At 47.3% G+C, this 12,911-nt stretch carries 9 protein-coding genes; 5 read left to right on the forward strand and 4 right to left on the reverse strand.

Annotated elements, in window-relative coordinates; translation table 11 throughout:
- The 3 genes from AK95_RS14345 (at position 1) to AK95_RS34520 (ending at position 2,483) form a co-directional block, all read left to right on the forward strand.
- Positions 1-855, forward strand: a complete 855-nt coding sequence (locus AK95_RS14345; protein WP_071220668.1) for a protein phosphatase 2C domain-containing protein — start codon at positions 1-3, stop codon at positions 853-855.
- Between the two features lie 163 nt (positions 856-1,018).
- Complete coding sequence (locus tag AK95_RS14350; RefSeq protein ID WP_071220669.1) at positions 1,019-2,212, forward strand: epoxide hydrolase family protein; 1,194 nt, start codon at positions 1,019-1,021, stop codon at positions 2,210-2,212.
- A 100-nt stretch (positions 2,213-2,312) separates the two neighbouring features.
- Positions 2,313-2,483, forward strand: coding sequence for a hypothetical protein (locus tag AK95_RS34520; RefSeq protein WP_194542573.1), 171 nt, complete (start codon positions 2,313-2,315; stop codon positions 2,481-2,483).
- 134 nt (positions 2,484-2,617) lie between these two features.
- Here the strand turns inward: AK95_RS34520 and AK95_RS14355 are convergent, their stop codons facing one another.
- The 4 genes from AK95_RS14355 to AK95_RS14370 form a co-directional block, all read right to left on the reverse strand.
- Positions 2,618-3,850: a Ger(x)C family spore germination protein gene (locus tag AK95_RS14355; RefSeq protein ID WP_162487577.1), complete on the reverse strand. Its 1,233-nt coding sequence runs from the start codon at positions 3,848-3,850 to the stop codon at positions 2,618-2,620.
- Positions 3,819-5,351 carry a spore germination protein gene (locus tag AK95_RS14360; RefSeq protein ID WP_071220671.1) on the reverse strand — a complete coding sequence of 511 codons (1,533 nt, stop codon included), beginning with the start codon at positions 5,349-5,351 and terminating at the stop codon, positions 3,819-3,821. The genes AK95_RS14355 and AK95_RS14360 overlap by 32 nt, the downstream gene beginning before the upstream one ends.
- A 3-nt stretch (positions 5,352-5,354) precedes the next feature.
- Positions 5,355-6,443: a GerAB/ArcD/ProY family transporter gene (locus tag AK95_RS14365; RefSeq protein WP_071220672.1), complete on the reverse strand. Its 1,089-nt coding sequence runs from the start codon at positions 6,441-6,443 to the stop codon at positions 5,355-5,357.
- A 532-nt stretch (positions 6,444-6,975) separates the two neighbouring features.
- Complete coding sequence (locus AK95_RS14370; protein WP_071220673.1) at positions 6,976-9,030, reverse strand: GxGYxYP domain-containing protein; 2,055 nt, start codon at positions 9,028-9,030, stop codon at positions 6,976-6,978.
- Positions 9,031-9,349: 319 nt separating this feature from the next.
- Here AK95_RS14370 and AK95_RS14375 point away from each other — a divergent pair, with 319 nt between their 5' ends.
- Both AK95_RS14375 and AK95_RS14380 read left to right on the forward strand, forming a co-directional pair.
- Complete coding sequence (locus AK95_RS14375; RefSeq protein ID WP_071220674.1) at positions 9,350-10,498, forward strand: GntR family transcriptional regulator; 1,149 nt, start codon at positions 9,350-9,352, stop codon at positions 10,496-10,498.
- Positions 10,499-10,664: 166 nt separating this feature from the next.
- Positions 10,665-12,884 (forward strand): hypothetical protein, encoded by a 2,220-nt coding sequence (locus AK95_RS14380; protein ID WP_071220675.1) that lies wholly within the window; start codon positions 10,665-10,667, stop codon positions 12,882-12,884.
- Positions 12,885-12,911: the final 27 nt, after the last annotated feature.

Here is a 12,911-nt window from a genome sequence, read left to right on the forward strand (position 1 = left end):
ATGGTAACCGTTGAGCAATTCACGCATAGGGGAATCCATTTCTTAAACGAAGATGCACTTGTCATAAACGAACAAGCCTCATTGTATGGCGTGTTAGATGGAGTTTCATCCATCGTTCCATACCTCAGCGACAAGAAGGAAACCGGAGGTTACATCGCTGCCCAAACCGTGAAGAAGTACTTCGAATCACTGGACCGGGTTGTACAGCTTACGGATCATGTTGCGGAAGCGAACCAAAAGCTAAGAGAACTTATGCTGCAAGCCAATATTAACATGAAGAATAAAGAGGGCCTCTGGGGCACTGCCCTTGCTCTTGTTCGAATTCAAGAGGACCGTATGGAATTTATTCAGACAGGCGACTGCATGATTCTTGCCGTCTACCAAGATGGGGAGGTTCGCCCGTTAACCTGGAGACAAGTCGCTCATTTGGAATCTCCGGCCATCGCAAAATGGGAGGAGGGCGTGAATAAGGGATTATCCAATCAAAAAGACCTTCACGGGACGGTTATTGATATCATCAGGGCGAATCGCTTTCAGAGTAATACGAATGGAGGCTATGGCGTATTGAACGGAGAAGCCCAAGCTGCCCATTTTCTCGAATACGGAAAGATCAACAAGTCACGCTTAAAACACGTGATCTTGTTAACGGATGGTTTGTTCTGGCCTGATCGCGATGTTCCGAGTGATCGATCCTATTGGAGCTATATCGCGCAGTGTGTACTCGAAAAGGGGCTTGAGCAGTATGCACATGAATTACTTGAGATCGAAGAGGCTGACCCTGAATGCTTAATCTATGCAAGATTCAAAAAATCCGATGATAAAACAGGCATGGTGCTTCACTTTAACAAACCATAGATGGCCAATTATTTCTGCAGAACCCGCATATATGTCGGGTTCTTTCTTTATTTCGGAATGAAGAGGCACGCTCACATGATGATAAATCTTCCGCGAAACACTGACATATCGTCGTCAGTGTTTCGCTCTTATAATGGGGAAAAATCGAGAGCGAGGTAATCCAATGTCTAACAATCATCAAGATACCAAGTACCAAGATTCTGAAATCTCCACCCGCCCCTTTCACATCGACATTCCTCAACAAGACATTGACGATCTGCGAGCACGTATAGCTCATACTCGGTGGCCTTCCCAATTACCTGGAGGAGAGTGGAATCGTGGGATTCCTGTCGCGTATCTTAAAGATCTGGCGGAGTACTGGCAGAATGAATATGACTGGCGAGAGTATGAGCAAAAACTTAATGCATTTCCGCAATTTATAACGGACATTGAGGGTCAACAGATCCATTTTCTTCATGTACGATCTCCCGAGCCTCATGCCTTACCGCTGATCATGACCCATAGTTGGCCAAATTCCATTGTTGAATTCATGAATATCATTGGACCACTTAGTAATCCAAGAGCATACGGCAAAGATCCAAGTATGGCATTTCATATCGTGGCACCATCACTTCCCGGGTTCGGATTCTCGGCTTTTCCGGAGCGGACAGATGAGAGACCATGGAGCATCAAACGCGTCGCCCGTGTTTGGGCCGAATTGATGCGCAGGCTCGGTTATGATCGTTACGGTGCCCATGGCAATGATGCAGGCGCATTAGTTTCCCCCGAGCTGGCTATCCTTGATGCTGAGCATATGATTGGTGTTCATATTACAGGAGGGCTGGGTATCCCCATGGGAGATCCAAATGAATTGGAGGGGCTAAGCGAGGAAGAATTGGCTGAAGTTGCCTACTTGGCTGAACTGTTTTCCGGTGGGAGCGATTATGCATCATATCTGTCCAACCGGCCGCAGACGCTCAGTTATGGATTTAATGACTCGCCGGTGGCTCAACTGGCTTATTTTGTTGAGAGGTTTAAAGAATTTGACGGTTGGCCTATTAATGCGGAAGAGGTTCCGCTAGAGCCCATCCATAAAGATCTGCTCCTCACGAACGCAACGCTATATTGGTTTACGGAGACAGCTGCTTCGTCTTCCTGGACCTATTATGAGGGTGCAGCCGGGATGCCCACAAATCAAATGAAAGCACCGACAGGGGTTTCCCATGGGGGAGGTTCTGTATTCCGGCGTATTGCAGAAGCCAAAAACGACATTATCCACTGGTCGAATCGCGAAAGTGGCAGTCATATGGTTGCCATGGCAGAGCCGGAATCACTCATTGAGGATATAAGAGCATTTTTTAGCAAGCTTACCCGATAGGACAAGAATCACGAATACGATATAACCGTACTTTGCCTAACAACATTTTCATATCGAATTCATATTTTATGGTAATGGCATGGAGTGGGAGGTATGTCGTATGGGCCAAGGAACGCAAAGAAAACGCAGACAACAAGCAGCATCAAAAAAAGCTACGGTTAAGCAATTGGCGTTCATTGCAGCTATCTTAGTATTGATTGCCTCAGCTATAGGCCTTTACGTCGCATATGATGACTTGTTTGAGGATGACGATGTGGACGTTATCATCTAACCAAGATGTTATATACCAATATCAAAAATTCGCTTTATCATATATGCCATATGGAGTTTCCTCCAAATCAAAGGCAGCCGTTCTTGACTATAAGAACAGTCTGCCTTTATTATGGGTTCTTTAATTATAGAGTGTCAGGAGTCTGCTTCGTCTTTAGTCGTAGGTGTAATCGGACTATTATGATGAGGGAGCAGCTTCATGCCGGCGTGATCCAGATGGATTTCGACGTGAACTGTCTCCAGTGCGCTTGGATCGATCGCTTGAGCAGATGACTGATTGACTTTTTTCCAAAGCCGGGTGTTCCTCCTGAACAACACGTGCTCCAAGCTGAATAGGTCCGTTTTTGAAGCAGCTCCATTTTTAAACGTAGTCAAAATTTCCTCGCGTACCCCCTTAGCTGCCTGTAATTCAAAATCCGTTTTGTTCATATCATCGAGTGCTTCCACTACGTTTCCACTTAACTTGACGCTAACGCGGTATTTGGGCATGCCGTTGACAATGTTTAGTTTCACGCTGATTTTAGGGTTGGATAATACCGCGACTCCTGCTAATTCACCGTTCTGATTGGTAATCGGGATGTGGGAACGCTTAGTATCGGCTTCCAGCCAGCGCAAACCGGTAAGCTTGTCATTGGTGAATAAGCCATTGGATACCCCTTTGGATATAGCAAATACTCCGTTAATCTCTAACTTCGGATCTTCTTTTTGGTTACGGCTCCATGTCTCTGTATCAATCGTGAGATTTGGAAGCAAAACCGTCCAGCCTGGTTCTGTCATCAGTGCCATGAAATCGAAATATCGGATCGGTTCAATATATGATCTCTGATTATATTCGTCAATAGGTTCATGGGCTAATGTATTTAAGGGGGAGAGGTTGAAAAACGCCGGGATATTCATCAATTCCTCGATCGATTCCTTTGTGCCAAATACCCAAGGCGTCATGCGAACCTCCTGGTAGCGACCGATGGTATCCAGTTTCGTTAGGACATTCGATTTCAATACGTTATCACTAATGATAATACAGGAAATATGACTCCAGATCGTACGTTCCTGCGCAGAGTCATAAATGTTATTGATCGCCAAGTCCAAGGTTTTTCCCTTTGTTTTGGACGTCCAAATTTGAGAGGGCTTATCAGACTTTCCTGAATCAATTTTGGCTACGGAAGTGAAATCCATCATCTGGGTGTAAACGACAAAGTTCCCGTCTTGTTGATCGATCCCGATGGCAGTAATGTAATTGATGTCTTGAATCTCTTTAATGTCCCAGCAGCCGGTTAACAAATTGAGCACTACGATTAACCACATTAATTTTATGAATCTGACGCAGGTTGTCATTTCATCCAGGTTCCCTTTCTTCAGATGTGTCATCTATCGTTTGAAGCATTTGCGGTCGTTTTTTGTTGAAAGCCCATGGTTTTTTTAAGAGGGAACTCATCAGATCTTTGAACGTTAATGGCGATAGGGGAGCTAAGTAAGGAAGTCCGAAGGATTCGAGAACAGAGAGGTATGCGACAAGGCTTAATATGCCAATGAAGAATCCGAGCATACCCAGCAAGGCGGACCAGATGAGCACATAGAGTCGAATAATGCTGACCGTCCCGCTTAGCGTCTGATTGACTAAAGTAAACGTCGCGACCGCGGTCGTTGCAGAGACAACCAGCATGGTTGGTGAAGTAAGGCCCGCACGGATGGCAGCATCACCGATAATGAGACCGCCTAAAACCGCGATGGTTTGACCGACTGCTTTGGGCAGCCTGATGCCAGCCTCTCTGAAAAGCTCGAACATACCCAGCATCAATAAGATCTCCATGGGGGAGGAAAGCGGAAGCCCGAATCTGGAAACAGTGACGGTCGCAAGAAGTAGAAAGGGGAGCTGATCGATGTTATAGCTTGTCAGGGCAATCCAAAATCCCGGCAGCATAATGGCGAGAAAGAGACCCAGCAGCCTGAGAAGCCGTTCAAAGATTACAAAGTAGTAGGGGAAGTAGGAATCTTCAGGCGTTTTTAATAATTCGATCAAATTGCAGGGTGCAATTAACGCCATTGGTGAACCATCCACAACTATAACGAAACGTCCTCGAAGCAAACACTCCACTACAAAGTCCGGTCTGCCGATATAGTCCATCAGCGGAAACAGGGAGAGGGTGGAATCGGAAAGAGCCTCCTCCAGTTGGCCGCTGGTTATAAGTGCATCGACATGGATGCCTTTTAATCGCTCTTTAGCCTCGTTGACGACTTCAGGGCGTATGATATCGGAAATATATAGAAGTGAAACTCGGGTCTGGCTGCGATCTCCAATGACCATTTGTTCATTATGGAGTGTGGCCGTGCGCAGCCTTTTTCGGACAAGTGCCACGTTCGTGGTGATATCCTCCGTAAAAGCGTCCCTAGCCCCTTTTATGGCCACCTCGGTATTGGATTCATCAGGCTGTCTATTCGGACGAGCGGCGATATTAATGGAATAACAGCATTTTTCTGTTGTAAAAAACAGGATCATGTGCCCTTCGAACAAAAGCTTTACAACGTCGGCATGCTGGTTAATTTCACTCCATTCCATCGATTTATCCAATTCTCTGGCCAGTGGTTCCCACTCATTGAAGTGCTCCAGCTTTTCTTCCAGATCCGGCAGCACATATTGGGTCATCAGTGTGGGATCAACCATACCTTCGTTGTAGATGAGCAATGCAGGAAACGCTCTAACCTTCTTTGCCGGAAAGGATTTGATGACAACGTCTGCGGAAGAGGCAAACATGGAACGCAGGGCATTCTCATCCAATGTATCGAGAGCAGGCTTGCGGCGGTCAACTGCAAACGGAGCTTGTTTCGATTGTTGACGGAACATTCGATTTCGAGGTCTGTGATGTGTCATCGTCTACCCGCCCCCTTTGGTTTTAGGTTTAAATGTTACTAGGATCGCAATGAATAGCGTTAGCACAGACAGGAAGCCAAGGAATGCAGTAGAGTATTTGCCGAGAACGAATAACTCGATTTGTCGATCGATTACCGGTATTAAAGAAAAGACAGTCAGTGCGACACCCACCCCTAACAAATACCAAAGGCGTCGTTTGGATTTTTTAAATGTTATACCATCGGCCATAATAAACAGGAAAAGAGAGATGCGGATTAATGTCCCTGATATCCATTGGTATAGAGCCAGAAAATCGACATGCGTTATATATTTCGTAATGGTGACCAGCATCCACTGTTCGTATGCAGGGTAGCGGGATTCCATCGCGGGAACAGGACCGAATGTGGCGATTGCTCCCATCAATGGTCCTAGCGTCAGCCCGCCGAGAAGAACCGATAAAATAACAATCGAGAGGTAATTCATCTTTCGTTTCATATGATGCTGAAGAAAGATCAGCACAATCATCTCCATGAACCCGCCTCCGGCTACGATCATGCTCTTGAGCATAGGAGTGTAACCTTCAACGAATAGCGGAGTTAACAATGAGTAGTCCTTATATTGAAGATTCGACACAGCTACAAAATGGCCCAATACCCACACAACGGGGAGCAAAATGCCGGATATGATCGCTATCGAGCGAATCCCGTTATTGGCCACATAGACGCATAGCAGAATAATGGTCAGCGAGACGACCGTTTTCGGCGTTTGCGGCAGGTAGGTAACCCGAATCCATGTCACCGTTTCTCTTAATATGACTATGGACATCCAAAAAAAGTAGAGTGACATGATGCATATAAATATCCAGCCGATGATCGGACCAAAACCATCTTTGAACCAGGCGAATATCGATTGTTGCTGTGTTCGTTTCATGATAAAAAACAAAATGTAGACCCAGCCTATATGCAGGATCATGGTCAGCAGGGTGCCCATCCATGCGTCACGGCCCGCGTACTGCAGAATAAGCGGAATCAGGATAACATGATTGGTGATACCCAAGGACAACAGCATGATGAAATAGACCTCAATCAATGATATCTTTTTGCTAGTGGGCATTATACTAATCTCCATATGAGGGAATACATGCTAATCGATATAGTGAGTATTCACCATTTGCCGCATTTTATGTATAAGGGGAAGAGTTCGGTCTCCTGTCGAATGGATGTGGTTTTTGCGATTACCCAAGAAATAATCAGGAGAAATCATCTGGATGCAAGCTGCCGAGACTGCGGAAATCGGATGGGCTGTTGTGCGGAGGGAGAGGAAATGTACTGTTTACGGAGGATACATGGTGGAGATCATGGAGTGGCGAGTTTCTATTGCTTCATGAATTAGGAGGATGATCGTATTTAATTAATGTTATTAATTAAATTAATTAACCACATTAAATGAATACAGCGAATAGTGATTATGATATTAATTAACGGCATTAACTAACCATATTTAATGTCATTAATTACCCCTCCTAAATCCCGTAACCAAGGGGTGGGGAAGGATCTCTATTCCATCATAAAAAAACATCGCAGATCCCAAGAAAATCGGACCTGCGATGCCATTATACGTCTGCCACTTGTTTAACTGGAAATCGTCATTTCTTGATTGGCAAGTTGTAGCTTTCACGGATCAAGGAGAAATAATGATCGGCGCGAACGACTTTGAAATCTGCCCCGAGCTGTTCGGTCAGCGCCAGCGCATCGGAAGGGGTCATGCTCCATGCGAGCATACCGAGCGAGATGAACAACGGTGATTTACCATCCCAATTCGCTTTGGCATCATTGAGCACCTGCAATCCGTCTTGAACGGTGCTGATCCCCCGGATCGTAGACACGGGCAGGCTGTCGCCGATAATTTCAACCCCGTATTTGTCTTCATAACTAATAAATAAACCAGGTACGTTATATTCCTCCTCATAAGCTTTTGCTTTAAACGGTGATAACGGCACATTTTCGCCATCGATTCGGTTCAATACATAAGGGATTGTCATTCCTGTCTTTTTCATATATTTCTCGGTTTGCTGCAAAAACTCACGGAAGCTTGCGTCAGGCCATGGACTCGGATAGAAGTAACCGGCACCGGACGGTCCGGCAATGAGCAAATCGTTCTCCGTTGCCGTGTTTAGATAGTAATTCAATATGGCAGGGGCACCTTCATAGAGCAATGGACTTGAAGTCCAGTTTATCGGAACCTTGCCTCTGGCCGGGTCATCCCACATGACGCGCATGCGATGCTGATTATATTGAAAGTTGTCGCCTTCCGTAAAGGTATAGGTCACATAAATTTTGTTCTCAAGCCCCGGCTGTGGAGGTGTTTTCTCCAGCTTGAACTTCGGCTTGGTTCCTGAGAACACGGTCAGATTGCTGAACCAATCGGCTGCCAGCACATAGACGCCGTAACGGGAGGCTATCTCGACCGAGCTGAACTCGCCTTCCACATCATTGCTGAACCAGCCGAGGTAAGGGGTGCCCGGCTCCACATCGGACATGATTTTCTCGAAAAGCGCTTTTTGCTCAGGAACATTGGAATCGAGCCAGAATACCATCGCTTTATTGGCAACAGCGTAATCTCTTAAATAGCCATAAGGCTCCTGCTGCTCTGCAGAAGGCGGACGGATATTCCCCGCCGAAACCTTGTACTGGTTCCACATATCAACTTCTGCGGTCAGTATCTCGGTTCCCGCAGGCGGAGTGAATTCATATACAAAATAACTGCCGTTATCGGCAAAGCGGTGACCGCCTTGGCCTTCACTGAACTTGGAGTTTTGCCGATCATAGAGGTATGACTCTTCTTCAGGCGTTCCTGCGATGAAGCTTGCTATCTCTTTGCCGTCAGCCTTGATCGTAACTTCATGTACCGCGGGTCCCCAGCCATCCTGGGTAAAAGCATCATCAAAGCGCAGATAAACGGATGATTCTCCCAAGAGAGAGGAGAGGTCGAGGTTGTAAGTATCACGGTTGCTCGCATCTCGCACCTGCTGCTTCTCTTCCGCAATCGTTACGAACGATTCAGGCATTCCGGAAGGAATACGAATCGCTGTATCCGGATCCAGCCCGATCAGCATCTGATGAGTTGTCTGCTCCCACAGATGCTCATATTGCCAGGTGTATGCTTCAAGTCGATTATCGAATTTACCGCGAAGATCGTCCAGGATCTTCAAGTCGAATGGAGCTTTGGACAATTTGTCGGCCAGCTCAGGACTGGCAACGACCGCATTTTTCAAACCTGCGAGCGTGGTGGCGACATTAATCGTATCAGGAACTTCCGGATCATATACAATCATGCCTTTTGCCTCGCTGCGATATGCGGAGAACACATCCCAATAGTCTTCATGAAGCGTGTAAGGCACATCGATATCGTTAAGCCAGGTCAATTTCCCTTCTTCCTGGGATTCAATCAAATAGATTCGGGGCTGTTCCCTGTTTACGATTCCCTGCAAGGTCCCTAACAACAATTTGATGTCGCCTGGTGCATCATAAATATCTGCGACGTCCAGATGCTTAGGCTTCTTGAAACTTGGCAGTTCACGATGATTGGAGCTGTCAGTTTGCGCTGATTGTGGATTCGTTTTCGAAGCATAAGCTGCGCTGGTCGTTAATGAAAAAGCACATAGGATAGCTAAACAGAGAATCGTGAATCTACGAGCCATGGCGAATTCACTCCTTGTTATGAACTATGATCAGAATTTAAAGCGTGTGTTCATCCGCAAACATCGATCCTCCTTTTTCGGCCCAGTAGCCGGTCAACACTTCGCTTATCAACACATATTTAATATATTCAAGTAGGGTTTTACAAGTGGTTCGACAAAACTTCCTATAATTCTTGAAAATCAGGCAAATTAAACAGTGGTATATCAAGAGTTTGCCTTTCATGACTGGTGATCGTCTCATGCTTGTTTATTGCGCTTGTATGTGTAAGGATATATTATATATTTCAAATATCATGAATGAATTGGTGATGTGATTAGAATGAGTGCAAACGATCGAATTCCGTTGTATCAGCAAATCCAGGACTATATCCGACACGTCATAACAACAGAAAATATGAAGCCTGGGGACCGCATTCCGACAGAGAAGGAGCTGATGGATCAGTTTCATGTCAGTAAAATAACGGTTGCCAATGCCCTAACCGGATTAGCGAATGAGAAATTAATTGCCCGGGTGCCGGGTAAAGGCAGTTTTGTAGCAGAGGAGGCCGTTTTCTTAACTGCGGGCCAGTCATCAACTGCGAAGCTTAAGGGAAAAGAGGGGAAGCTGGCCACGGGCATTATTGGCGTGATCATGCCCACCATCCATGATTATTTCGCGATCAGGCTCATTGAGGGAATCCAGGCTGCGTTGAATGACGAAGGTTATCGCAGCATGATCATGCTAACCGACGGCAAGCTGGAAAAAGAAAAGAATGCCATCAAAGAGCTGAAGGCTCTCGGAGCCGAAGGCCTGTTGATTTTCCCGGTCGACGAGGAGAACTACAACGAGGAAATACTGGGTATGAAGCTATCCGGGTTTCCTTTTGTGCTGATTGACCGGTATTTGCCTGGGGTCGAGACGCATTATATTGCCGCTGATGGAAGGCGCGGCACGAGGCTCGCCGTTGAACATCTATGGGAGCTTGGACACCGGGACATCGCCATATGCTCGGATTCTCCCCTGCAAACGGTCACGGTTCAGGAGCGGATCGAAGGGTACATTGATGCATTAAAGGACAAGGAAGCATTAATCAATCCGGCGCATATGATTACGGATTTCAAACCGCTGAGTGTGCTCAAGGATGCCGAAGCTCATCCATTGTACCGATATATCCGAAATCGCATGGTTACCGCCTATATTTCGCTAAACGGAAGATTGGGCGTCCAAATCTATCAGATGGCCAAGCAAGCGGGACTTCGCGTCCCGGAAGACGTTTCGATCGTCAGCTTCGACGATCCGACTTCCATCGTGGAGGAATTCAGCATATTTACCCATGTCAAACAGTTTGAATGGGATATGGGATACCAGGCTGCCGGTAAACTGCTCGAAGTATTGCGCGGTCATGGAGAAGTAAAGAGCTACAGCAAATTGCTGATTGAGCCGGAGCTGGTCATTCGCCAAACGTCGGGTCATGTTCCACTAACGTAATACTTACGCTAAGGAAAAGCCTTTTCCGTTAACTAACGGAGAGGGCTTTTTTTATTTCTCACTAAAAAAACATATTGAATATATTAATATTATATATTATATTCTAGAAAATGATGGATAACCAAGAAGCAAGAGTGCAGCTAACCAGAGCAGGGAGGTTTAGAACGTGCCAAGAGACCGCAGAGAAGAACGAACCGGTTTTCAGGAATCGGCTCCGTATCATCCCGACTATGATCTTCAGACTGACTTTGTGATGGTCTACGGAATTGATGAAACGATGCCGGAGCGCATTCAGAAATGGAAGGATAAAGGATATATCGTCCATCTGATGACAGGAGTCGCATGGGGGACATACAACAACTACCTGGACGGGAAGGTTGACGGCTTATCTCATTGGGATGAAGCACAGACCGATCGTCACGGAGAGATGATCCTGCATGGCAAAAAACCGGTTATTCCTTACATGGTGCCAACGATTTCCTTTGGGCGCTATCTGGCGGATCGAATACGCGTCGCGGTTGATGCGGGCGTAGAGGCCATTCATCTGGAAGAGCCCGAATTCTGGGTAAATGGCGGTTATTCGGAAGCATTTAAGCGGGAATGGCTGCTGTATTACAAAGAGCCATGGATTCCACCGCACGCTTCTCCTGACGCGCAATACCGGGCTTCCAAATTGAAAGCGTATTTATACACACGCGTGCTGGACCGGTTATGTGCAGAGATGAAGGATTACGCCCTGCATCGTTACGGCCGAGTCCTTCGCTTTTACGTTCCGACTCATTCCCTGATCAATTACACGCAGTGGCGAATTGTCAGCCCGCAATCCGGGCTCGTAGAGCTTCCGTCCATTGACGGGTACATTGCACAGATCTGGACGGGGACATCAAGGACGCCGAATGTGTATGAAGGACTGCGCAAGGAGCGGACGTTTGAAACCGCTTACCTTGAATATGGCGTGATGCAGGAGCTGGTCCGCGGAACCGACAGACGCATGTGGTTCTTGCATGATCCGATTGAAGATAACCCGAACCACACTTGGGCGGATTACAAACAGAACTACTTAAAGACCGTGGTCGCCTCACTGCTGCATCCCGGAGTGGCCCATTACGAAGTTTCACCCTGGCCGCGAAGAATCTTTAAAGGAACTTATCCATCTGAAGACGGCTCGGGTAAGGAATCCATCCCGTCTGACTATGCAACGACGCTGCTCCAGGTCATGCACACGCTGGGCAATATGGACCAAGAAGTGATCGAATCGGCAGAGGATGAGTTGCAGGTTGGCGTTCTTATTGCCGACTCCGCGATGTTTCAGCGGATGAAGCCGGATCCGGAAGCGCCCGATGCCGGCAAATACGATGGTACGGACCCTGAAGGCTTTCAGGCGGAAGGGGACACGGAGCTTCTCGATTTTTCCCCTTTTTACGGTCTGTCGCTGCCGCTACTGAAATATGGAATCCCGGTTCGTCCGCTTCAGCTGGATAATGTAAGGCGGTATCCGGGTTATTTGGCTCCATACCGCGTGCTGGTTCTGAGCTATGAGTTCATCAAACCGGAGTATCCGGACATTCATAATGCTCTTGCCCAGTGGGTGCAGGATGGCGGGGCGTTGATCTATGTTGGCGATGACAGCGACCCGTATCACGGCATTCGTTCATGGTGGAACAATGACCGCAAGGATGAACCGTTTGGCTCGAAGTATAACTCGCCGCGGGAGCATCTGTTTGAGCAGCTTGGCCTGAAGGGGAAAGCGGAAGGCGTCCATCCGGCAGGAAAAGGCATCGTGTGCTGGTTGGATCAACATCCGTCTGAACTCACCCTATCCAAAGCGGGGGCAGACCGGCTGCGGCACGCCGTCCAAGCCACGCTGGAAGCACATCACGGCGCAGAACGACCGTGGAATCCCAAACATTATTTCAAACTCAAGCGAGGCCCTTATCTGATCGCTTCGGTTCTGGAGGAATCGATCTCCGATGAGCCGTTGAACATCTCGGGCCCGATTGTGGACTTGTTCGATTCGGAGCTATCCGTTCTGGATCAGGTTACGTTAAGCCCCGGGAAACAAGCGCTCCTCTATGATGTTGAGGCCGGACGTCATTCGGACGGCAAGGTATCCGTCATTGCCGCTTCCTCCCGAATCGAGGATCTTGTCCAGACCGAATCAGGCTTCCGATTCATTGCAAGAGGGCCGTCCAATCTGCAGGCAAGCGCGAGATTGTATTGCCCAACAGAGCCGATATCTGTTCAGTACGTTATTCAGGATCAAGCCGTACCTGCTGGATGGGTATGGGATCCGAAGTCGCAAACCGTGCTGCTGCAGTATGAACATGGCGGCGTGAATCATGCAGAGATCCAGGTGGATTGGACAGCAAGCGAAGTTCATATGTGAATCTGCAGCCGATTGACGCACTAGAGA

The organism is Paenibacillus sp. LC231 (genome assembly GCF_001860525.1).
Classification (GTDB): domain Bacteria; phylum Bacillota; class Bacilli; order Paenibacillales; family Paenibacillaceae; genus Paenibacillus_AQ.